Origin of the sequence: Streptomyces sp. NPDC102279 (assembly GCF_044766365.1) — a bacterium.
Classification (GTDB): domain Bacteria; phylum Actinomycetota; class Actinomycetes; order Streptomycetales; family Streptomycetaceae; genus Streptomyces.
Genome location: NZ_JBIWLU010000023.1, coordinates 37400 through 59273 on the forward strand (window position 1 = coordinate 37400; position 21874 = coordinate 59273).

Sequence of the window (21874 nt, forward strand, 5' to 3'; positions counted from 1 at the left end):
CGCACGGATCAGCCCGCCTGGGCGCCCTTCATCATCTCGGCGAGATCGGCGGTGTCCTTGGCGGGCGGAGCCTTCACCGTCACCGGCTTGTTGTAGTCGAGGAAGGTGATGGTCATGTCGAGCGGACCCTTCTCGGCGGTCCCCCGCATGCGGAACTGCTTGGTCCGGCTCTCGCCGTCGATCCAGGCGTCCATCGTCAGCGCGTCGATGCCCATCTTCTTGTACTGCTCAAGGCTCTTCTCGCGCTGCTCACGGGTGGCCTTGTCCTCGTTCTTCAGCGTCTTGCGCAGTCCGTCGAGGGTGATCGACCCCTTGTAGTGCGTGGTCTTCACGCCCTCGACGGTCTCGGTGCCGACCTTCTTCACGTTCTTCGAGCCGGTGAGGAAGGTGGACTCGGCCGCCGGGTTCTTGTCGGCCTCGCCGCCGCCGAGCTGGTCCGCGCTCATGCCCTTGTCGGCGCCGAGCGCGGACATGTCGAACTTGATCCAGCTCTTGCCGTCCATCTCCTTGGCGGCCTGCGCGCCGCCGCCTATGTACATCGCGCCGTCCACCAGGCGCATCTCGACCGGGCCGTCGGTGCCCGAGTCCGCGGCCGTCATCTTCATGCTCATGGCCAGCGGCTTCATGCTCATCGACGCCTCGGCGGTGACCCTGCCCTCTTCCGGGACCTTGCCGGCCATCCGGTAGTGCAGGGAGGTGATGTCCTCGGTGTTCTTCGCGGCCTTCGCCACGGCCGCCGCGGGCGTCATCTCCGGCGACTGGTCGGTGCCCTTGGAGCAGGCCACCGCTCCCCCGCCCAGGACCAGTGCCGCGAGGGCCGCGCCGGTCGCTCCGCGTCGTACCGAGGTGTGCACAGCAGATCTCATGGTTCCCCCCAGGAAACAGATGAGCGATTCACAGATTCAGATGCAGCATGAACATACCTGAGGGGTACGACAAGATCCTCAGGGTTTTCGGCGCCCCCCACAGCCGCCGCAGTGCGGCCTCCGGGTCGCTGTGGGGGCGTTCCGGAGGCGCGGCCTCCAGGAGTCAGGACGCGGCCCCTCCGGTGGCTCCCTGGGCCTTCAGGAGGTCCTTGAAGTCGGCGGTGTCGGAGGCCGGGGGCTTCTCGGCGGAGACCTTCGTCCCGTAGTCGCTGTAGTACGCCGTCGAGGTCATGGTGCCGCTCGTCAGCTCGCCCTTCTCGACCTTCTTGACGAGCAGGTCGTCGCCGTCGACCCAGATGTCGACCTTCTCCGTGCTGACGCCGGCCGTGGTGAGCTGCTTCTTGAGGTCGGCGAGCTGTCCGGCGCTGAGGTGGGACGACCTGGTCGCGAGGTCCGCCACGTCGACCGTGCCGGAGTAGTGCGTGGTCCGCCGGCCGCGCACGGTCTCCGGGCCGACCTTCCGGACGTCCCCGGAGGCCAGCAGGAGCTTCACCGACTGGTTCGGCGTGGTGTTCTGCATCTGGTCCTTCAGATACGCGCCCGAGCTGCCGCCGAACTGGGCGAGGTCGTCGTACGCGTACCGGATCCAGTGCCTGCCGCCCGACTGGCGGGCGAACGTGTCGCTCATCCGCGCGTAGTACGCGTCGGAGAGGTACCGGGCCTGCATCGAGGTGCTGCCGGTCCGCCGCATGGTGTCGGCGAGCGTGCCGCCCGTGTACGTGATGGTCATCGTGCCGGTGAGGCCGTCGGCCCAGCCCATGACGCCGTCGGCCTTCATGTCCATCAGCGTGCCCATGGATGTCGTGGACTCGACCTTCGCGGAGTCCGCGCCGTCAGTGGACCGCTCCGCGGAGCGCAGGGCCGCTATCGGGCTGACGCGGGTGGTGCCCTTGTGCACCGCCTTGTCGGCCTTGCCGGAACTCCCGGACGACTCCGATGAGTTGCAGGCGGTCACGCCCCCGAGCGCGGCGGTCAGCGCGATCGAGAGGGTCACCCGGCGCACGATGGTGCTCTTCATTCGTCCCCACCCCTATGTGATTCCTGTGACCGCACGCTGACGCGGGCCACTGACGCACGTGTCCGGAGTCCTCGCCGAGGCGCTCGCCGCGGAAGGGCTCCGGACATGAGGACGGGCCCCGCACCTCGAAAGGTTGCGGGGCCCGTCTCAGATACGCGTGCGCGACGCGGTCACCGGAGTGAGCGGAGGGCTCAGACGGAGGCCGGGTCCTCCTCGACGAGGAGGTTGCGGGTGCGGTTGGGGTCGACGGGGACGCCGGGGCCGATCGTCGAGCTGAACGCGGCCTTCTTGATGTAGCGACCCTTGGCGGCCGACGGCTTCAGACGAAGGATCTCGTCGAGGGCCGCACCGTAGTTCTCCACCAGCTGGGTGTCGTCGAAGGACACCTTGCCGATGATGAAGTGCAGGTTCGAGTGCTTGTCGACGCGGAACTCGATCTTGCCACCCTTGATCTCGGTGACAGCCTTGGCGACGTCGGGGGTCACGGTGCCGGTCTTGGGGTTCGGCATGAGACCACGGGGACCGAGCACGCGGCCGAGGCGGCCGACCTTGCCCATGAGGTCCGGGGTGGCGACGACGGCGTCGAAGTCCAGACGGCCCTTCGCGACCTCGTCGATCAGTTCGTCGGAGCCGACGATGTCGGCGCCGGCGGCCTCCGCGGCCGCAGCACGGTCACCGGTCGCGAAGACCAGGACCCGGGCGGTCTTGCCGGTGCCGTGCGGCAGGTTCACGGTGCCACGGACCATCTGGTCGGCCTTGCGCGGGTCGACACCCAGGCGGAAGGCGACCTCGACGGTGCCGTCGTACTTGCTGGTGGAGGTCTCCTTGGCGAGACGGACGGCCTCGAGCGGGGCGTACAGCTTCGCCCGGTCGATCTTGGCGTCCGCAGCGCGGAGAGACTTGCTGCGCTTGCTCACTACTGCTCCTGATGTGTTCTGAGGAGTCGTGGTGTGGGCCGAGCAGGCCCTGCCACGTGCGGCCGGAGCCGCAGATTCCTACGAAGGTGGGTGTCAGCCCTCGACCGTGATGCCCATGGAACGGGCGGTGCCGGCGATGATCTTCGACGCGGCGTCCAGGTCGTTGGCGTTGAGGTCGGGCATCTTGGTCGTGGCGATCTCACGGACCTGCGCCTGGCTGATCTTGGCGACCTTGGTCTTGTGCGGCTCGCCGGAGCCCTTCTCGACACCCGCGGCCTTGAGGATCATCTTGGCGGCCGGCGGAGTCTTGGTGATGAAGGTGAAGGAGCGGTCTTCGTAGACCGTGATCTCCACCGGAATCACCCAGCCACGCTGCGACTCGGTCGCGGCGTTGTAGGCCTTGCAGAACTCCATGATGTTGACGCCGTGCTGACCGAGCGCGGGGCCGACCGGCGGGGCCGGGTTCGCCGCACCGGCGTTGATCTGGAGCTTGATGAGCCCCGTGACCTTCTTCTTCTTGGGAGGCATTCCGGGTCCTCTTTCGTTTTCGCCTTCCTACGTCCGAGTCGCCCCGGACGGCTGCCCCCGGTCGGACCAATGATCCGGATGGAGGCATACCGCACAACGATAACGGGTATCCATGTGCGGCTAAAAACCGAGCAGGTCAGACCGGCTGCGAGAGCCCGTCTGACCTGTTCGGAAGACGTACGTCCAGAAGGTGCTAGTTCTTCTGGATCTGGTCGAAGGAGAGCTCGACCGGAGTCTCGCGGCCGAAGATCTCGACGAGGCCCTTGACCTTCTTCGAGTCGGCGTTGATCTCGTTGATCGTGGCCTGCAGCGTGGCGAACGGGCCGTCGGTGACGGTGACCGAGTCGCCGACCTCGAAGTCCAGCACCTGGACCTCGACCTTGCGCTGCGGCGCGGGCTTGCCCTCGGCCTCGGCAGCCTCGCGGGCCGCCTTCTCCTCGGCCTCCGGAGCGAGCATCTTGACGATCTCGTCCAGGGTCAGCGGGTACGGGTCGTAGGCGTTGCCCACGAAGCCGGTGACGCCGGGGGTGTTGCGAACGACGCCCCAGGATTCGTTCGTCAGGTCCATGCGGACCAGGACGTAGCCCGGGAGCTTGTTCTGCTTGATGGTCTTGCGCTCGCCGTTCTTGATCTGCGCGACCTCTTCCTGCGGCACCTCGGCCTGGAAGATGAAGTCCTCGACGTTCAGCGAGACGGCACGCTGCTCGAGGTTGGTCTTCACGCGGTTCTCGTAACCGGCGTACGTGTGGATGACGTACCACTCGCCGGGGAGCCTGCGCAGCTCCTCGCGCAGGGCGGTCACGGGGTCGACGGGCTCGGCCTCTTCTTCGGCCTCGGCCTCGTCGGCTTCCTCGGACTCGTCGTCGGCTTCCTCGGACTCGTCGGCGGCGAGGGCCTCGGCGGGCACATCCTCGTCCGCGACGTCCTCGCCGGACTCGTCCTCGACGTGCAGGGCCGCGTCCTCGGCGGGCTCGCCGGCGGCGGCATCGGCAGCCTCGAACTCGTCCACGACGTCCGCTCCCTCGACGACCTCGAGTTCGTCGTCAACGGACTCGACCGACTCGGAGGCGTCGTTCAGGTTCGGGTCAGACACGGTGGCTGCTTCTTCCTGGATACATGGGGGTGGAACGCGCGAAAGGGGCGCCGGTGACGGCGCCCTTCGCTCTCGGCTCAGCCGAAGACGTACTTGGCGGCGTGGTTGAGCCCATAGTCAATCACGGTCACCAGGCCGATCATGATGACGACGAACACGATCACCACGGTGGTGTACGTCGTCAGCTGATTGCGGGTCGGCCAGACGACCTTGCGGAGCTCCGCGACGATCTGGCGGTAGAAGGTGGCAAGGCGCTTCAGCGGGCCCTTCTTGGCACGCTTACCGCCCTTGCGGGGCTTCTTCGACTCCGCCGCCTCGGCATCAGGCATGTCGATGGAGCCCACGGCGTCCGTCACTCGTCCTCACCTGATTCCGGGTCGTGGCCGTGCCGCGCCCGGTTGAGCCGCACGGCGGTGCAATGCAGTACGTACATGCGCACACATCCTGGCGAAAGGTGTGTGAAGCAGGGCCGGAGGGACTTGAACCCCCAACCGCTGGTTTTGGAGACCAGTGCTCTACCAATTGAGCTACGACCCTTTGATTTCCCCCAACGTACCGCATCCGCCCGGGTGCTCGGTGGCACCGCGTGAGTGCGGCCGGTGAAGGCCAACGAGGTGAGAGTGTACGTGCTCCTGAGCCGGGCGTCGAACAGAAAGTGTCCACACGTGCCGCCTCCGCTGAAGATCCACTGGTGGAGCCAGCGGAAGCGGACGGATGTTCTGACGCTGTTCAGTCTGTGAAACCCGCGTGCCGGGGGCGTTTCCGGTCTGAAACGATGGGTGCCATGAGCGCTGCAATCCCTCCCACCGAGCGCCGGGTCTCCGCCCGAGTCGGCTCGATCTCCGAGTCCGCCACTCTCGCCGTGGACGCCAAGGCCAAGGCCCTCAAGGCCGCCGGACGTCCGGTGATCGGCTTCGGCGCCGGTGAGCCCGACTTCCCGACCCCCGACTACATCGTGCAGGCGGCCATCGAGGCCTGCTCGAACCCCAAGTACCACCGCTACACGCCGGCCGGCGGGCTCCCCGAGCTGAAGGCCGCCATCGCCGCGAAGACCCTGCGCGACTCGGGCTACGAGGTGGAGGCCGCCCAGGTCCTCGTCACCAACGGCGGCAAGCAGGCCATCTACGAGGCCTTCGCCGCGATCCTCGACCCGGGCGACGAGGTCATCGTCCCCGCTCCGTACTGGACGACCTATCCGGAGTCCATCCGTCTCGCCGGCGGTGTCCCGGTCGACGTCGTCGCCGACGAGACCACCGGCTACCGCGTCTCGGTCGACCAGTTGGAGGCCGCCCGCACCGAGAACACCAAGGTGCTGCTCTTCGTCTCGCCGTCCAACCCGACGGGCGCGGTCTACACCCGCGAGCAGATCGAGGAGATCGGCCGCTGGGCCGCCGAGAAGGGCCTGTGGGTCCTGACCGACGAGATCTACGAGCACCTGGTCTACGGCGACGCGGAGTTCCACTCCCTGCCGGTCGTGGTGCCGGAGCTGCGCGACAAGTGCATCGTCGTGAACGGCGTCGCCAAGACGTACGCGATGACCGGCTGGCGCGTGGGCTGGGTCATCGGCCCGAAGGACGTCATCAAGGCCGCGACCAACCTGCAGTCGCACGCCACGTCCAACGTCTCGAACGTGGCGCAGGTCGCCGCGCTCGCCGCCGTCTCGGGCGACCTGACGGCCGTCGCGAAGATGCGCGAGGCCTTCGACCGCCGCCGCAAGACCATCGTCCGCATGCTGAACGAGATCGACGGCGTGCTCTGCCCCGAGCCCGAGGGCGCGTTCTACGCGTACCCCTCGGTGAAGGCACTGCTCGGCAAGGAGATCCGCGGCAAGCGCCCCGCGGACACGGTGGAGCTGGCCGCGCTGATCCTGGAGGAGGCCGAGGTCGCCGTCGTCCCGGGCGAGGCCTTCGGTACGCCGGGCTACCTGCGACTGTCGTACGCCCTGGGTGACGAGGACCTCGTCGAGGGCGTCAGCCGGATCCAGAAGCTGCTCGCCGAGGCGACGGACTGACGTCCTTCGTCCTCGCACGCCCCGCGGGGCGTGCGGTGATTTCGTGCTCCACGCGCGCGTGCGGGGGCCGGCCACTCACACAGTGGCCGGTCCCCGTTTCTTCGTTCGGGCAAGCCCCCGATCAGGGAAAGCGCTACCGGCACGCCATCCGTGTGCGGCAAGATCCTGGGATGGAGCGCGTACGTGATGTAAGTGAACTGCCGAAGGCCCATCTGCACCTGCACTTCACCGGGTCGATGCGGTCCACGACCCTGCTGGAACTGGCCGACAAGTACGGCGTACGACTGCCGGACGCGCTGACCAGCGGGGAACCGCCGAAACTGCGGGCGACCGACGAGCGCGGCTGGTTCCGCTTCCAGCGCCTGTACGACGCGGCCCGGTCCTGTCTGAGAGAGCCCGAGGACATCCAGCGGCTGGTCCGCGAGGCCGCCGAGGAGGACATCAAGGACGGCTCCGGGTGGCTGGAGATCCAGGTCGACCCGACGTCGTACGCCCCCCGGCTCGGCGGTCTGATCCCGGCCCTGGAGGTCATCCTCGACGCGGTCGACTCGGCCGTGCGGGGCACCGGGCTCGGGATGCGCGTCCTGGTGGCCGCGAACCGGATGAAGCACCCGCTGGACGCCCGGACACTGGCCCGGCTCGCCGTGCGGTACGCGGACCGCGGGATCGTCGGCTTCGGGCTCTCCAACGACGAACGGCGCGGCATGGCGCGGGACTTCGACCGTGCCTTCGCGATCGCACGGGAGGGCGGGCTGCTGGCGGCGCCGCACGGCGGCGAGCTGACCGGGCCCGCCTCCGTCCGCGACTGCCTGGACGACCTGCACGCCTCCCGGATCGGCCACGGGGTGCGGGCCGCCGAGGACCCCCGACTGCTGAAGCGCCTCGCCGACCGCGGGGTGACCTGTGAGGTCTGTCCCGCCTCGAACGTCGCCCTGGGCGTCTACGAGAAGGCGGCCGACGTACCCCTGAGGACTCTGTTCGAAGCCGGGGTCCCGATGGCCCTCGGCGCCGACGACCCGCTGCTCTTCGGATCACGGCTCGCCGCACAGTACGAGATCGCGCGGCGCCACCACGCCTTCACGGACGCGGAACTGGCCGAGCTCGCACGGCAGTCGATCCGCGCCTCGGCGGCGCCGGAGGACGTACGCGCGAAGCTGCTGGCCGGCGTCGACGACTGGCTGACCTCCTAGGGCGGTGCGTCAGGGGCCGACCGGCGCGATCCCGGTGAGCAGGGTGCGGGCGAGCGCCGGGGCGAAGGTGTCGAGCGGCGGGGCCACGCCTTCCTGGGTCGCGTCGTAGGCGAACGCGCGCTGTGCGCAGGCGCCGAGGAGGAGCGAGGCGGCGGCGTAGGTGTCGGCGCCGGGCTGGACCCGCCCGGCCTGCTGCTCCGCGCGCAGATACGCGGCGACCCCCCGGATCGGCATGTGGGGTCCGGCGCCCATGGCCCGCATCGCCTCGTCGTGACGCCGCTTGAGCTGGGTCTCCGCGTACAAGGAGGCGGCGATCGGGAAGCTCTGCTCGTAGAAGAGGGCCGCCTGGCGGGCGATCGCGGTGAGGTTCTCCTCCAGGGAGTGCTCCCCCGGCTCGGCCGTCAGCCGTTCCAGGAGAGGGCCGAGCCGGGGCAGCCGCTCCTGTAGGACCCGGATGAACAGCTCTTCCTTGCTGGCGAAGTACTTGTAGAGGGCCGCTTCGGAGCAGCCGGCCGCCTTCGCGATCTCCTTGGTGGTGGCACGGGAGAGGCCGAGGGTGAGCATGAGTTCGTGCGCCGCGTCGAGGATGCGGATCCTGGCCGGCTTCGACCGCGCGGGCTCGGCGGCGGATGTCTGCTGCATGGGGCCCAAGGATTCCACGGCGTGACCTCGCGGGGTTGACGGGTGGGTGAGTACTTACTCACTCTAGAAGGAGCAAGGGTGAGTGAACACTCACCCACCTCTTTTCCTTCACGTCCACCCTCTGGGGAGCAGGTCATGAAACTCACCGTTCTCGGTGCCACAGGAGGCATCGGCCAGGAGATCGTCCGCCAGGCCCTCGGCGCGGGCCACCAGGTCACAGCCGTCATACGGGATCCCGCGCGGCTCACCGTCACCGGCGCCGGTCTGGAGGTGTTCCGCACCGACCTCACAGATCCGCAGGCGCTGCGCCCCGCGGTCGCGGGCCGGGACGCGGTGCTGTCCGGGCTCGGAGCGCGCCGCCGCAAGGACGCCGGGGTCGCCTCCCGGCTCACCCGTACGGTGCTGGGCGCGATGGAGGCGGAGCACACGAGGCGCCTGCTGGTGGTCAGCGCGAGCCCGGTCGGCCCGGCCGCCCCGGAGGACGGGCTCGTCGACCGCGCGATGCGGGGGATGATCTCGTCGCTCCTGAGGGACGTGTACGCCGACCTGCGAGAGATGGAGGCCGCACTGGCCGCGAGCGCCACGGACTGGACGGCCGTCCGCCCGCCCCGCCTCCAGGACAAGCCGGTGACCGGCTCCTATCGCACGGCTGTCGGCGGATTCCCGCCCCGGGGCCGCTTCATCGGACGCGCCGACGTGGCCCACGCGATGCTGGCGATGACCGACGACCCGGCGACGGTGAAGCAGGGCGTGGGCGTCGCCTACTAGCTGCCCCCGTGGGGCCGCCTGTGGGAGACCTCCGGTGTCAGAGGCTGACGCCGACCGTGACCGGCTCGTTGACCAGGGTGATGCCGAAGGCGTCGTGGACTCCGGCGACGACTTCGCGGGCCAGCGCGAGAAGGTCCTCGGTGCTGGCCTCGCCCCGGTTGGTGAGCGCCAGCGTGTGCTTCGTCGAGATGCGGGCGGGGCCCGTTCCGTAGCCCTTGGTGAAGCCCGACTTGTCGATCAGCCAGGCCGCCGAGGTCTTGGTGTGGCCCTCGCCGGCGGGAAACGCGGGCGGCGCGGCGTCGGCGCCGAGGCGCTCCTTCACGCGCGCGTGGAACGCGGCGAACGCCTCGTCGGTGAGGATCGGGTTGGTGAAGAACGACCCGGCGGACCAGGTGTCGTGGTCCTCGGGGTCGAGCACCATGCCCTTGCCGGCGCGCAGCTTGAGGACGGTCTCGCGGGCGTCGGCGAGGGGGACGCGGTCCCCCGGCTCGACACCGAGCGTGCGGGCGGTCTCGGCGTACTTGACCGGCGCCGAGAGGCCGTTCGCGTCCTCCAGCTCGAAGCGGACGCGCAGCACGACATGGCGGTCGGGGTCGGCCTTGAAGCGGCTGTGGCGATAGGAGAAGGCGCACTCGGCGTTGGCCAGCGTGACCGTCTCGCCCGTCTTCCGGTCATAGGCGATCACTTCACTGATCGTCGACGACACTTCCTGGCCGTACGCGCCCACGTTCTGGATCGGGGTCGCGCCCGCGGAGCCGGGGATGCCGGCGAGGCACTCGATCCCGGCGAGCCCGGCCTCGACGGTGCGGGCGACCGCGTCGGTCCACACCTCGCCCGCGGCCAGTTCCAGCGTCGTACCGTCGAGCGAGAAGCCCTCCGTGGCGATGCGCAGGGCGGTGCCCGCGAAGCCCTCGTCGCCGATGACCAGGTTCGATCCACCGCCGATCAGCAGCAGCGGCGTACCGGCGGCGTCGGCCTCGCGCACGGCGGCGACCACCTCGGCGTCCGTCGTGGCGGTGATCAGCCGGGCGGCCGGGCCGCCGAGCCGGAAGGTGGTCAGCGGGGCGAGCGGGGCATCGTGGAGTTCCAGCACGGGCCCAAGACTACGAGAAGGGGCGGGAGCCCCCGGCCACCGGTGCGCGCCGGATCGCCCCGCCGGAGCCGCCGCGCACAACACGGCGAACGGCCCCGCCGGTGGGGCGGGGCCGTTTCGCCGTGCGGCGCGCATGTTGCGGGCGTCAGCGGGAGGCGGTCTCCAGCGAGCCGGTCTCCACCCGGGCGGCACCGGTCCGAGCGGTCTCGGCCCGGCCCGCTTCGGGGGCGAGCGCCGGCGTTCCGCCTGCCTCGACGCGCTCAGGGCGCCCGGCGCTGGGGATGGCCAGGGCGGCGAGGCCCGCGAGACCCACCACCACGGCGCCGACCACCAACGCCGGCCGCAGTCCGTCGATGAAGCTCTGCGCCGTCGCGTAGCCGCCCTGCGCCGAGAAGATCGAGGACATGACCGCGATGCCGAGCGCGCCGCCCACCTCGCGCAGCGCGTTGTTGGCTCCGGAGGCGATGCCCTGCTCCTGCGGCCGGACACTGGACATGACCAGGTTGGACGCGGGGGCGAAGTAGAGGGACATCCCGATGCCGCTGATGATCAGCGCGGGCAGCTGCGCGGAGTACGAGGCGTCGGCGGCGACCACGGAGGCGTAGTAGGCGAGCCCGGCGGCCTGGAGGAAGAGCCCGGTCGCCACGACGGGCCGTCCGCCGACGCGGTCGGAGAGGTAGCCGGCGATGGGCGCGACGAGCATCGGCATCCCGGTCCAGGGGAGCATCCGCAGGCCCGCCTCGGTCGGCGAGTAGCCGAGCACGCCCTGCATGTACTGGCTGAGCAGGAAGATCGAGCCGAACATCCCGAGGAACATGAGCAGGCTGGCCGCGTTGATCCCGGCGAAGGCGCGGGACCGGAAGAGCCGCATCGGAAGCATCGCGTTCCTGGCACGGCTGCCGTGCAGGACGAACCCGGCGAGCAGCGCGGCCCCCGCGAAGAGGGCGGTCAGCACGAACGGGCTGGTCCATCCCTCGGCGGGCCCGCGAACGAGACCGTAGACGATCCCGAAGAGGCCACCACTGGCGAGCAGGGTGCCGGGGAAGTCGAGCGGGTTGCCGTTGCCGAACGACTCCGACAGCCGCATCCGGGCGAGCGGGAGGACGGCGAGCCCCAGCGGGACGTTCAGCCAGAAGATCCAGTGCCAGGAGACGTGTTCGGTGAGGCTGCCGCCGATGAGGGGTCCGGAGGCGACCGCGAGTCCGTTCACCGCGCCCCAGATCCCGTAGGCCATCCCACGCCGGGCGGCCGGTACCGCCGCGGTCAGCAGGGTCAGGGTCAGCGGCATCATGATCGCGGCGCCGACGCCCTGGACGGCCCGGGCGGCGATCAGGGAGTCGATGCCGGGGGCCATGGCCGCGGCGGCGGAGGCGCCGGTGAAGATGCTCAGGCCGACGAGGAAGAGCCTCCTGCGGCCGAACCGGTCACCGAGGGCCGCGCCGAACATCAGCAGGACGGCGAAGGTGAGCGTGTAGGCGCTCACGGTCCATTCGAGGTCGTCCAGTGCTCCCCCGAGGTCCTTGCGGATCGACGGCAGGGCGGTGGTGACGACGAGGTTGTCGAGGGCTGCCATGAATCCGGCGACGCTGGTGATGACGAGCGCCCAGCCGGCGCCGCCGCGCCGCTTTTCCGGTGCCTCGGCCGACTTCGCGGTCGACGCCGCGGCCGGGTCGACGACCGGTCCGTTCTGTTCCGCGGGCCCGTTCTGTTCCGCCGGTCCGCTCGGTTCTGTCCGTGCCGTCCGCTGCGCCATCGCTCCCCCAGAGGATGATGTGGATCATTGGTTAGTTATTGATGACTAACTTTTGCGGGCAGAGAAAGGCGCAGAACTCCGCCTTTCCGCCGCCCTACTTCTCCAGCCGGCCCGTGACCCGCGCCGACGGATACAACCCTTCCCACACCCGGTGCTCGGGCGGGAACCCCATCGCCACCAGGCAGTTGATGAGCATGCCGTACGCCATGAAGGTCGCCGTGTCGTCCACCTGCGCGCCGAGCGGTACGTGCACCGTGTCCCAGAGCCGCATCCAGCCGGCCCGCACCGCTTCGCCGAGTTCGTGGTCGCCGGCCTCCTCGGCCGCGGCCACCGCGACGTACATCTGCATCTGCATGAGCAGCCGCTCCGGGTGCTCCGCGATGACCTTCACATAGGCGTTCGCCATGGAGTGCAGGGCTTCCTCGCCCTCCAGACCTTCGGAGGCCTCCTCCATGGTGCGCCGCGCGAGCTCCATGCAGCGCTCGGCGGCCGCCAGGAAGATCGCCTTCTTCCCCGGGAAGAGCCGGAAGAGATACGGCTGCGATACACCCACGCGCTTGGCGATCGCCTCGGTGGACGTGCCGTAGTAGCCGCCCCGGGCGAACTCGCTCATCGCCGCGCGGATGACGCTCTCGCGCCTCTCTTCTGCGCTCATCCTGACCATGCGGCTAAGTTAGTACTCAATCACTAACTACGTCAAGGGATGGGTCGGCCCCTCAGCAGAGGGGCTTTGAGGGTGGCCGTTGAGCGGCGCGGACGGCTGGGTGAGCGGCACGGGACCGGTGAGCGGCCCGGGCGGCCGAGAGAAGTCCGGGCTGCCGGGAGAGAGGTAAGGGGCGCCCGCAGTGGCGGGACGCCCCTTACCTCGAACCTCGAAGCGGCCGCCGGGACCGGGCGACCGTCGGCCGCGGGCCTCGAAGCGTTCGCCGGTCAGGCCAGCCGTACGACCGCGCGCGACATCCCGAGGACCTTCAGTCCGTCGCTCGTCGCCGTGAGGTCGACGCGCACGGTGTTGTCGTCGAGCTTGGCGCCGATCTTGGCGCTCACCTCGATGGTGGCGCCCTTGTCGTCGTTCGGGACGACGACGGGCTTGGTGAACCGCACGCCGTACTCGACGACCGCGCCGGGGTCGCCGACCCAGTCGGTGACGACGCGGACCGCCTCGGCCATGGTGAACATGCCGTGCGCGATGACGTCGGGGAGACCCACCTCGACGGCGAACTTCTCGTTCCAGTGGATCGGGTTGAAGTCCCCGGAGGCACCCGCGTACTGGACGAGCGTGGCACGGGTCACGGAGAAGGTCCGGCCGGGCAGCTCGCTGCCGACCTCGACGTCCGCGTAAGAGATCTTCGCCGCCATGTCAGCCCACCTCCGCCGCGCGCGCCACTAGCTTCGTGACGGCTGTCACGACGTGCTCGCCCGCCTCGTCGTGGACCTCGCCACGGATGTCCAGGATGTCGTTGCCCGCGAGGGACTTGATCGACTCGATGGTCGAGGTGACCGTGAGCCTGTCGCCCGCGCGCACCGGCCGGGTGTACGCGAACTTCTGGTCACCGTGCACCACCCGGCTGTAGTCGAGACCCAGTTGCGGGTCCTGGACGACCTGGCCGGCGGCCTTGAACGTGATGGCGAACACGAAGGTCGGCGGGGCGATCACATCGGGGTGTCCGAGCGCTCGCGCGGCCTCGGGGTCCGTGTACGCGGGGTTACCGTCCCCGACGGCCTCCGCGAACTCGCGGATCTTCTCCCGGCCGACCTCGTAGGGGTCGGTGGGCGGGTAGGACCGCCCCACGAAGGACTGGTCGAGCGCCATGGGCTCGGCACCTCCTGGTTGTCTTCGCTCTTGGACGCCGGGTCCACCGCGGACCCGGAAAGGCCGGGCCGCCGCGACTCCGGTGCCCCGGATCCGTGCCGGACACGGTTGCACAACGACGCGAGGCCGCCCCCCGCGAAGGGGACGGCCTCGTGTACGAGCCTGAATTATCGCGTTTCGCGGTGCGCGGTATGCGCGTTGCAACGCGGGCAGTGCTTCTTCATCTCCAGTCGGTCCGGGTCGTTACGCCGGTTCTTCTTGGTGATGTAGTTCCGCTCCTTGCACTCCACGCAGGCCAGCGTGATCTTCGGGCGGACGTCGGTGGCAGCCACAGGAGTGCTCCTTGACGAACGGATGGGACATTAATGCATACGAGAGTAGCCGATCGAAGGACCGACCCCGCAATCGGCTACCGTCAGTAGCGGTGACCGGACTTGAACCGGTGACACAGCGATTATGAGCCGCTTGCTCTACCGACTGAGCTACACCGCTTTGATGAGATCGGCTCCCGTCTCGCGACGGGAACCTCTCACACCAGAGCCCCAATACGGAATCGAACCGTAGACCTTCTCCTTACCATGGAGACGCTCTACCGACTGAGCTATTGGGGCGAGCGATGAAGACATTACACGGTCGCCCGCCGATCGCCCAAATCCGTTTCGCGGCACCCGACCCGGCCTGTTCCCCGCTGTTCGCCCGGCCGTTCCCGGTACCTCTCACGTCCCCCGGGCGGCCCGCACATCACACGCGGTGACGAGGTCCTGACGAGGGCTTACGGGTTCGTCGGAGCACTACCGGAGTCCCGCCGATCCCGTCGCGCGCACCGGGTCACCGGGCTCCCGCCCCGGTCCGATCCGGTGCCGTCCGCCCTGGTCAACCACCAGATGACGGACCACACCGGTACGACTATTGCGCTCCTCCCCGACGTTGACGGGTCGCCGCCCTAGGCTCGACTCACGCTGCGTGATCTTGTGTCCCCTCGCCCCGCAGCCGTCCCTCCCGCAGCCGCCCCCGAGCCCAGGAGCGCGATGCCCGACCGACAGCAGCAGCCGCCCCACTCCTCGTCGGGACAGACCGACACGGCAGCGCTGCTGCTGTGCGGAGCGCGCCTCACCGACGGCCGGGCCGTGGACGTACGGCTGGGCGGCGGGCGGATCGAGGCGGTCGGGACCGCCGGAAGCCTGGCGGGCGCCTCCGGGGCCCTCGCCGCGAAGGTGGACCTGGACGGCTATCTCCTCCTGCCGGCGCCCGCGGAGGCCCATGCGCACAGCGACACCGCCCTGACGGCCGACGGTGACGGTCCTCTCGCCTACGACGACCAGGAGATCCAGCGCCGGGCCACCGAGGCCGCCCTGCTGCAACTCGGCCACGGTGCCACGGCGTTGCGCTCCCACGTGCGCGTCGGCGACGTACAGGGGCTGGACGCGCTGGCGGCGCTGCTCCAGGTGCGGCGGTCGCTGCGGGGGCTCGCGGAGCTGACGACGGTGGCGATGCCGCGGGTGCTGACCGGGGCGGCCGGGGCCGACGGGCTCGCCATGCTGCGGGACGCCCTGAAGATGGGCGCTTCCGCGGTGGGCGGATGCCCGGACGCCGACCCCGATCCGACCGGGTACGTGGAGGCGGTCCTGGAGCTCGCCTCCGAACACGGCTGCCCGGTCGACCTGCACACGGACGCCGCCGACCCCGCACGGCTCGCCCGGCTCGCGGCCATGGCGGGCGGCCTGCGGCCGGGTGTGACGCTCGGACCGTGCGGCGGCCTCGGCAGACTGCCGGCCGAGGTGGCGTCCCGCGCCGCGGACCAACTCGCCGCGGCCGGCATGACGGTGGTGTGCCTGCCGCAGGGCGGCTGCGGCTCGGCCGACCTCCGCGCCACCGCGCCCGTACGGCTGCTGCGGTCGGCCGGGGTGCGTGTGGCGGCCGGCAGCGGCGCCCTGCGGGACGTGTCCAACCCGGTGGGCCGCGGAGACCCCCTGGAGGCCGCCTACTTGCTGGCCTCCCGCCACGGCCTGCGCCCCGAGGACGCCTACGGGGCGGTGAGTTGCGCCGCACGGGCCGCTCTCGGGCTGCCCGAGGTACGCGTGGAGGCGGGATTCCCGGCCGAGTTGCTGGCCGTGCGCGGGGACCGGCTCGACGGGGTGTTGTCCCTCGCGTACAGCCGGATCGTGGTGCACCGGGGGCGCGTGGTGGCGCGGACCAGCGCGGTGCGCGAGTACTGCAACTCGGCGGCGGCGTCCGGACTCGACCTGCCGCGACAGGGGCGCGGCGGGCTCTCGTAGGACGCGATCCGGCCCGATCGGACCCCGCCCCGCGTGCCGACCCCCGGAGGCTCTCCGGAGGCCGGTGCGCTGGAGGGGCGGGCGCGGGCGCGGGACCTCTAGAGTTCGCCGCCGCCGAGCAGGCCGCCGCCCAGCGCTCCGGGGCCGGCGCCGGGGAACTTGTCGGCGGGGAGTTCCGTGGCCCCCTTCGGTGCGTTGACGTCGCCGGCCTCGGCGAGCTTCAGGACGAGGGGGAGCTTGCTGCCCTTGGGGGCGTCGGCCAGGGCGGCGAGGTCGACCCTGATCTGCCGGAGGTCGCCGTTCTTCAGGGTGAAGTCGACGGAGACCTTCTTGTCCGGGGCGCCCTTGAGGTCCTTGGCGGTGGGGAGCTCCATGCCCGCCGGCAGGTCGTCCTGGAGCGGCCGGAGCTTGGCGATGACGCCGGTGACCAGGGCGCGGAAGTTGCCCGTGGCGACGACGTGCTCGACACCGTCGGCACCGTCCTCGGTACGGAAGGTGACCTTGCGGCCGATGACCGTACCCACCGCGTCCAGGATCTTCTTCTGCGTCCCGGCGTCGATGTCACCGGCGCCGCCTGCCCCCTTGGAGCCGCCAGCGGGCTTCTGCGCATCCTCCAGAGCCTTGGTGTCGATCTTCACCCAGTCGCCCTCGAAGACCTTCTTCATCTCCTTCTCGCTCGGAGGGAGATCGTCGGCGGACGGCATGGGGAAGCCCATCGTCCTGCCCAGAGCCTTCATGTCGGCGCGGTAGTACGTGAAGTCGCCGACGACGCGGAACTCGGCCAGGACGCCGTCCGCCCCCGAGACCTTCAGGCTCGTACCGAGAAGGTCCTTCTCGCCCGAATCCGCCAGCGGCTTCTTCGACTTGACCGAGACATCCACGTGCAGCGCGCTCAGGGCCTTCGCGGCCTCCGGCGGAAGGGCCTCGTCCGGGTCGGCGTCGCCGCCGAGCGCGTTGATCGCGTCGGCGTCGGCGTCCAGGTCCAACCGGAAGGAGAGGGACTTCTGTTCGCCGAGCCGGTCGACGGCGCGGTCCACTTTCTGACCGGCGGTGAGGTTCTCGACCGTGCCGCAGGCGGCCGCCGTGGTGAGGAGGGCCACGGTGCAGCCGGCCGCGGTCACGGTCTTGCGTATGGCGGTGATGGTGGTCTCCTCTATGACGCCGGGCGGGCCCGCCCGTCATCCTTCGTTCGCGTGTTCCGTCGTTCTCGACGTGACCACGGTGAATCCGCCGCACAGGCCGATCAGCCCGTACGGGCCCACCGGCGCACCCGATACATCCGGTGCACCTGGCGCGCCCGGTGCGTCCACAGTGATCACCCATGTGACGCATGAGTTGTCCACAGGGTTGTGCGGCGAACGTGTCCTTCCCGGCGTACGGTCGGAGACATGCGCATTGTCATCGCTGGAGGTCATGGTCAGATCGCGCTGCGGCTGGAGCGGCTGCTCTCCGCGCGCGGCGACGAGGTCGTGGGGCTCATCCGCCACGCCGAGCAGAGTGACGATCTGCGGGCGACCGGCGCCGAGCCGGCCCTGTGCGACCTGGAGTCGGCGTCGGTGGACGACGTCGCGGCACACCTGCGCGGGGCGGACGCGGCCGTCTTCGCGGCGGGCGCGGGCCCTGGCAGCGGGGTGGACCGCAAGGAGACGGTGGACAAGGGAGCGGCGATCCTGTTCGCGGACGCCGCGGAGCAGGCGGGTGTACGGCGTCACGTGGTCGTGTCCTCGATGGGCGCGGACGCGGACCACCCGGGTGACGAGATCTTCGACGCGTATCTGCGGGCCAAGGGCGAGGCCGACGCGTACATCCGTGGCCGTAAGGGCCTGGACTGGACGATCCTGCGCCCCGGCAGCCTGATCGACGACGCCGGTACCGGCCTCGTACGGCTGGAGGCGTCCACCGGTCGCGGCATGATCCCCCGCGACGACGTCGCCGCGATCCTCGCGGAGCTGGTGGACACCTCGGCGACGGCCGGTCTGACGCTGGAGGCGGTCAGCGGCTCGACACCGATCTCCGTGGCGGTGAAGTCGGTGGCCGGGAACTAGCCCAGGGCGCGTCTTCGGCCCGCACACGAAGAGCGGTGCCGCCCATGCCGTCCGACACGACCCGGCGGCCACGGGGCACACTGATGGCATGTCATCGCGTCGCAGACACTGCCCAGAGTGCCGCCGGGAGATCGCCGTCGTCGCGGGCCGGTTCGCTCGGCACGATCCGCCCGGCGGGCGGCAGAGCGGCGAACTGGTCTCGTGTCCCGGTTCACGCCGCCAGGCCCAACTCGGCGCGGCCCAGCCCGCCCTGGACGGATACGCGGTCCCGGACTTCCCGGGCCAACTACCTCTGTTCTGAGGGCTGTGAGGGCTGTGAGGGCTCGCTGAAACGACCGGCTGTGGGCTCAGGGACCGGGCGCGGGTGGCCCAGGCTGCGCGAGAACGACCGGCCGTGTCAGCCGAGCAACTGAACCAGTTCGCCGGTCCGCGCCACCTCGTTGGTGACGTCCTTCCGAGGGTGCCAACCGACGCGCACCGCATACGACTTCGAGTCGTCCGGCACGTCCCGCACGATGATCGGGAACGTGCACGCCGCCGCCTCGTCGTAGGCACCCGAGCCGAGTGTGCCGGTCGCGACGACCAGTCCCTCGGAGTCGTAGACCGTGACGAGCGCGCCCTTGTCGACGTCACTCAACGGGCCGCTGCCGCTGCATGTCCCGGTCGCACCAGGGTCGGCCGCGATACGCACCCGCCCTACCAAGGTGAACGTCCCCGCTCCCCCGTCACGGGCCCCGGACAGCCTCCACGCCAGCGCGACGGCGCCCGACCCGACGAGGAGCCCGAGCACGGCAGCCACCGCCAAGGCACCCCGGTAACCGGGGACTCCGCGCTTCCGCCGTGGCTCGGGCCCCTCCGACACGGCGGACGGCCGAACAACTCCCACACCGGACTCGGCGAGCGTCTCATCGGGCATGACCGAAGCATGACAGCGGCCCGCTCCGCTGCTCGTCACAGTCACGTCACAGCGCCTGGAGCAAGCGATCGGCCCTGACTGGGGAACGGAAACGAACGTGGACCGCCCGCCTCGACCCCACCCTCGCCCCAACACGAAGAAACCCCCTCCGATCTACGTTTCCGCAGATCGGAGGGGGTTTACCTTCATGTGGCGGCGCGTGGATTCGAACCACGGAAGGCTAAGCCGGCAGATTTACAGTCTGCTCCCTTTGGCCGCTCGGGCACACCGCCAGGTTTGCTGCCTGAACCCCGCTTTTGGGCGGTGCTCCGTGGCAACGACGTAAACGATACCCGATGCCCGGGGGTGCTTCGCCACCCGATTGATCGAGCCTTGAAGGGAGGGGGGTGGCTAGGCTTATGCGGATGCGGCCGGGGCCTACGCCGGGCTCGACGGCCGCCCCCACGCACCCCGATACAAGGAGCCACAGGACATGGCCGACTCCAGTTTCGACATCGTCTCGAAGGTCGAGCGGCAGGAGGTCGACAACGCCCTCAACCAGACCGCCAAGGAGATCTCACAGCGCTACGACTTCAAGAACGTCGGCGCCTCCATCTCCTGGTCCGGCGAGAAGATCCTCATGGAGGCGAACGGCGAGGAGCGCGTGAAGGCGATCCTTGACGTGTTCGAGACCAAGCTGATCAAGCGCGGCATCTCGCTGAAGTCGCTGGACGCCGGTGAGCCGCAGCTCTCCGGCAGGGAGTACAAGATCTTCGCGTCCATCGAGGAGGGCATCTCCCAGGACAACGCGAAGAAGGTCGCGAAGATCATTCGTGACGAGGGCCCCAAGGGCGTGAAGGCCCAGGTCCAGGGTGAGGAGCTGCGCGTCAGCTCGAAGAGCCGTGACGACCTGCAGGCCGTCCAGGCTCTCCTCAAGGGCAAGGACTTCGACTTCGCGCTTCAGTACGTGAACTACCGGTAGGACGCCCGGGACGAACCTGGGAGCGCCCGGGGTTCTGCGGGCGCCTCACGATGGCGCACACGAGAAGGGTGGACACCCCCGGGGTGCCCACCCTCCTCGTCCGCCGGTCACGGTCTCCGGCGGTACTCGCCGCGCGCTCAGTCGCGCGAGTTGCCGAAGAAGACCCGGTAGATGATCAGCAGCACGAGCGAACCGCCGATGGCGGCTGCCCAGGTGGCACCGTCGTAGAAGTGCTTGCTGATGGGGTGGTCCAGCCAGCGGGCCGATATCCAGCCGCCGATGAACGCGCCCGCGACACCGATGAGGGTCGTGCCGATGAAGCCTCCCGGGTCGCGGCCCGGGAGCAGCAGCTTGGCGACGGCGCCTGCCAGCAGCCCCAGAATGATCCAGCTGATGATGCCCATGCCCTGAACCTGCCCCTCCGTGCCGCAGTCACGCTGTCCCGAACCTGTGAGTTCGGTCCGGCCGGCAGTGACGTGCTCGTCCCGTCCGTCCACGCGGCTCGTGACGTCTGCGTCCCGGTGCCGTGTCGATGAACAAGACGTGGCCAAGGCTCCTTTCGGTTGCAGCGATCAGTAGGGTGCGGCGCATGCCTCAGCCCACCGCCACATTGCGCCGAACCCTCGGCCTGGGCGACGCCGTGGTCATCGGACTCGGCTCGATGATCGGCGCCGGGATCTTCGCCGCGCTCGGTCCGGCGGCACGAGCGGCCGGACCCGGACTGCTGCTCGGTCTCGCGATCGCCGCCGTCGTCGCCTACTGCAACGCGATGTCCTCGGCACGCCTCGCCGCCCTGTACCCGGCTTCGGGAGGCACGTACGTCTACGGGCGTGAGCGGCTCGGAGCCTTCTGGGGGTATCTGGCGGGCTGGTCGTTCGTCGTCGGCAAGACGGCCTCCTGTGCAGCCATGGCGTTGACGGTGGGTGCGTACGTCTGGCCGGCGCAGGCGCACGCGGTGGGGGTAGCGGCCGTGATCGCACTGACCGCCGTGAACTACGGAGGCCTGCAGAAGTCGGCCTGGCTGACCCGGGTGATCGTGGCGGTGGTCCTGGGTGTCCTCGCTTCCGTCGTGGTCGGGTGTCTCGGCTCGGACGCCTCCGACGCGGGACGACTGGGCATCGGGCTGTCGTCCGGCGTGGGAGGGGTGCTCGAGGCGGCCGGTCTGCTGTTCTTCGCGTTCGCCGGGTACGCGCGGATCGCGACTCTCGGCGAGGAGGTGCGGGACCCGGGGCGCACCATCCCGCGGGCGATCCCGCTGGCCCTCGGCATCACTCTCGTGGTGTACGCGGCGGTCTCGGTCGCCGTCCTTTCCGTGCTCGGGCCGGGTGGGCTGGGGTTCTCCGCGGCACCGCTCGTGGACGCCGTACGGGCGGCGGGGGTGCCCGGGCTCGTGCCGGTCGTGCGGGTGGGCGCCGCGGTGGGCGCGCTCGGCTCGCTCCTCGCGCTGATCCTGGGCGTCTCGCGGACCACGTTGGCCATGGCCCGTGACCGTCATCTGCCGGGTGCTCTGGCCGCCGTGCATCCCCGCTTCCAGGTCCCGCACAGGGCGGAGCTGGCCGTGGGCGTGGTCGTCGCCGTACTCACGGCGACCGTGGACGTACGGGGTGCGATCGGCTTCTCCTCCTTCGGGGTCCTGGCCTACTACGCGGTCGCCAACGCGTCCGCCTGGACGCTGAGTTCGGCTCCCGTGTCACGGGTCGTGCCGGTGCTGGGTCTCCTGGGGTGCCTGACGCTGGCCTTCGCCCTGCCGGTGGTGTCGGTGGTGGTGGGTGCGGGTGTGCTGGCGGTCGGGGCAGCTGTCTACGGCGTACGTCTGTGGGCGGCCTCGCGCTGACCGCCCCGGACGCAGGCCGACTGCCCCGGCTCGGACTCGGACTCGGACTCGGACTCGGACTCGGGCCGGATGATGCCGCCGGCCTTCGGC

Annotated in this window: 24 protein-coding genes and 4 tRNA genes; 8 read left to right on the plus strand and 20 right to left on the minus strand. The window is 70.0% G+C overall.

Annotated elements, in window-relative coordinates; translation table 11 throughout:
- Positions 1-8: 8 nt before the first annotated feature.
- The 7 genes from ACIRQH_RS39340 to ACIRQH_RS39370 all read right to left on the minus strand — a co-directional run bounded on the left by ACIRQH_RS39340 (position 9) and on the right by ACIRQH_RS39370 (position 5019).
- Positions 9-854 (minus strand): DUF1396 domain-containing protein, encoded by an 846-nt coding sequence (locus tag ACIRQH_RS39340; RefSeq protein ID WP_404230282.1) that lies wholly within the window; start codon positions 852-854, stop codon positions 9-11.
- A gap of 175 nt (positions 855-1029) precedes the next feature.
- The gene (locus tag ACIRQH_RS39345) at positions 1030-1944 is read right to left on the minus strand and encodes a hypothetical protein (RefSeq protein WP_388878744.1); all 915 of its coding nucleotides are present in this window, start codon (positions 1942-1944) and stop codon (positions 1030-1032) included.
- Positions 1945-2135: 191 nt separating this feature from the next.
- Positions 2136-2861 (minus strand): 50S ribosomal protein L1, encoded by a 726-nt coding sequence (rplA, locus tag ACIRQH_RS39350; RefSeq protein WP_358821071.1) that lies wholly within the window; start codon positions 2859-2861, stop codon positions 2136-2138.
- Between the two features lie 93 nt (positions 2862-2954).
- Entirely contained in the window at positions 2955-3389 is a 435-nt protein-coding gene (gene rplK, locus ACIRQH_RS39355; RefSeq protein WP_164373168.1) for a 50S ribosomal protein L11, read from the minus strand.
- Positions 3390-3582: 193 nt separating this feature from the next.
- A complete protein-coding gene (gene nusG, locus ACIRQH_RS39360; protein WP_358821072.1) occupies positions 3583-4482 on the minus strand; it encodes a transcription termination/antitermination protein NusG in 900 nt (299 codons plus the stop codon).
- Positions 4483-4559: 77 nt separating this feature from the next.
- Positions 4560-4838 (minus strand): preprotein translocase subunit SecE, encoded by a 279-nt coding sequence (gene secE, locus ACIRQH_RS39365; RefSeq protein WP_358821073.1) that lies wholly within the window; start codon positions 4836-4838, stop codon positions 4560-4562.
- Between the two features lie 108 nt (positions 4839-4946).
- A tRNA-Trp gene (locus ACIRQH_RS39370) sits at positions 4947-5019 on the minus strand.
- 247 nt (positions 5020-5266) lie between these two features.
- On the opposite strand from ACIRQH_RS39370, the gene ACIRQH_RS39375 reads away from it, so the two are divergent.
- Positions 5267-6493, plus strand: a complete 1227-nt coding sequence (locus tag ACIRQH_RS39375; RefSeq protein ID WP_358821074.1) for a pyridoxal phosphate-dependent aminotransferase — start codon at positions 5267-5269, stop codon at positions 6491-6493.
- 170 nt (positions 6494-6663) lie between these two features.
- Positions 6664-7683, plus strand: a complete 1020-nt coding sequence (locus tag ACIRQH_RS39380; protein WP_358821075.1) for an adenosine deaminase — start codon at positions 6664-6666, stop codon at positions 7681-7683.
- 9 nt (positions 7684-7692) lie between these two features.
- On the opposite strand, the gene ACIRQH_RS39385 is transcribed toward ACIRQH_RS39380, so the two are convergent.
- Entirely contained in the window at positions 7693-8325 is a 633-nt protein-coding gene (locus tag ACIRQH_RS39385; protein ID WP_358821076.1) for a TetR/AcrR family transcriptional regulator, read from the minus strand.
- Between the two features lie 135 nt (positions 8326-8460).
- Between ACIRQH_RS39385 and ACIRQH_RS39390 the strand changes: the two genes are divergently transcribed.
- Positions 8461-9093, plus strand: a complete 633-nt coding sequence (locus ACIRQH_RS39390) for an NAD(P)-dependent oxidoreductase (RefSeq protein WP_404230245.1) — start codon at positions 8461-8463, stop codon at positions 9091-9093.
- A 37-nt stretch (positions 9094-9130) separates the two neighbouring features.
- Here ACIRQH_RS39390 and ACIRQH_RS39395 read toward each other — a convergent pair whose 3' ends face one another.
- The 8 genes from ACIRQH_RS39395 to ACIRQH_RS39430 form a co-directional block, all read right to left on the minus strand.
- Entirely contained in the window at positions 9131-10186 is a 1056-nt protein-coding gene (locus ACIRQH_RS39395) for a UDP-N-acetylmuramate dehydrogenase (RefSeq protein ID WP_404230248.1), read from the minus strand.
- A 145-nt stretch (positions 10187-10331) separates the two neighbouring features.
- Positions 10332-11939, minus strand: coding sequence for a DHA2 family efflux MFS transporter permease subunit (locus tag ACIRQH_RS39400; RefSeq protein ID WP_388935238.1), 1608 nt, complete (start codon positions 11937-11939; stop codon positions 10332-10334).
- 94 nt (positions 11940-12033) lie between these two features.
- A complete protein-coding gene (locus tag ACIRQH_RS39405; protein WP_358821080.1) occupies positions 12034-12603 on the minus strand; it encodes a helix-turn-helix domain-containing protein in 570 nt (189 codons plus the stop codon).
- 266 nt (positions 12604-12869) lie between these two features.
- Positions 12870-13298, minus strand: coding sequence for a MaoC family dehydratase (locus ACIRQH_RS39410; RefSeq protein ID WP_404230253.1), 429 nt, complete (start codon positions 13296-13298; stop codon positions 12870-12872).
- Between the two features lies 1 nt (position 13299).
- Positions 13300-13752, minus strand: coding sequence for a MaoC family dehydratase N-terminal domain-containing protein (locus ACIRQH_RS39415; protein WP_081218857.1), 453 nt, complete (start codon positions 13750-13752; stop codon positions 13300-13302).
- 167 nt (positions 13753-13919) lie between these two features.
- Positions 13920-14084 (minus strand): 50S ribosomal protein L33, encoded by a 165-nt coding sequence (rpmG, locus tag ACIRQH_RS39420; protein WP_004571794.1) that lies wholly within the window; start codon positions 14082-14084, stop codon positions 13920-13922.
- Between the two features lie 87 nt (positions 14085-14171).
- Positions 14172-14244 (minus strand) — tRNA-Met (locus tag ACIRQH_RS39425).
- A gap of 46 nt (positions 14245-14290) precedes the next feature.
- A tRNA-Thr gene (locus ACIRQH_RS39430) sits at positions 14291-14363 on the minus strand.
- Between the two features lie 417 nt (positions 14364-14780).
- Here ACIRQH_RS39430 and ACIRQH_RS39435 point away from each other — a divergent pair.
- A complete protein-coding gene (locus ACIRQH_RS39435; RefSeq protein WP_388878765.1) occupies positions 14781-16028 on the plus strand; it encodes an amidohydrolase family protein in 1248 nt (415 codons plus the stop codon).
- A 98-nt stretch (positions 16029-16126) separates the two neighbouring features.
- Here ACIRQH_RS39435 and ACIRQH_RS39440 read toward each other — a convergent pair whose 3' ends face one another.
- Positions 16127-17149 carry a hypothetical protein gene (locus tag ACIRQH_RS39440; RefSeq protein WP_404230255.1) on the minus strand — a complete coding sequence of 341 codons (1023 nt, stop codon included), beginning with the start codon at positions 17147-17149 and terminating at the stop codon, positions 16127-16129.
- Positions 17150-17416: 267 nt separating this feature from the next.
- On the opposite strand from ACIRQH_RS39440, the gene ACIRQH_RS39445 reads away from it, so the two are divergent.
- The gene (locus tag ACIRQH_RS39445; protein ID WP_358821084.1) at positions 17417-18073 is read left to right on the plus strand and encodes an SDR family oxidoreductase; all 657 of its coding nucleotides are present in this window, start codon (positions 17417-17419) and stop codon (positions 18071-18073) included.
- Positions 18074-18161: 88 nt separating this feature from the next.
- Complete coding sequence (locus ACIRQH_RS39450) at positions 18162-18374, plus strand: hypothetical protein (protein ID WP_388935236.1); 213 nt, start codon at positions 18162-18164, stop codon at positions 18372-18374.
- A gap of 96 nt (positions 18375-18470) precedes the next feature.
- Here ACIRQH_RS39450 and ACIRQH_RS39455 read toward each other — a convergent pair whose 3' ends face one another.
- Complete coding sequence (locus tag ACIRQH_RS39455) at positions 18471-18989, minus strand: hypothetical protein (RefSeq protein ID WP_404230259.1); 519 nt, start codon at positions 18987-18989, stop codon at positions 18471-18473.
- 190 nt (positions 18990-19179) lie between these two features.
- Positions 19180-19261: transfer RNA gene (locus tag ACIRQH_RS39460), tRNA-Tyr, on the minus strand.
- Between the two features lie 200 nt (positions 19262-19461).
- Here ACIRQH_RS39460 and ACIRQH_RS39465 point away from each other — a divergent pair.
- Positions 19462-19950, plus strand: a complete 489-nt coding sequence (locus tag ACIRQH_RS39465) for a YajQ family cyclic di-GMP-binding protein (RefSeq protein ID WP_358821087.1) — start codon at positions 19462-19464, stop codon at positions 19948-19950.
- A 137-nt stretch (positions 19951-20087) separates the two neighbouring features.
- On the opposite strand, the gene ACIRQH_RS39470 is transcribed toward ACIRQH_RS39465, so the two are convergent.
- Positions 20088-20354 carry a GlsB/YeaQ/YmgE family stress response membrane protein gene (locus tag ACIRQH_RS39470; RefSeq protein WP_358821088.1) on the minus strand — a complete coding sequence of 89 codons (267 nt, stop codon included), beginning with the start codon at positions 20352-20354 and terminating at the stop codon, positions 20088-20090.
- Positions 20355-20539: 185 nt separating this feature from the next.
- On the opposite strand from ACIRQH_RS39470, the gene ACIRQH_RS39475 reads away from it, so the two are divergent.
- Entirely contained in the window at positions 20540-21784 is a 1245-nt protein-coding gene (locus ACIRQH_RS39475; RefSeq protein WP_358821089.1) for an APC family permease, read from the plus strand.
- The last annotated feature ends 90 nt before the right edge of the window (positions 21785-21874 follow it).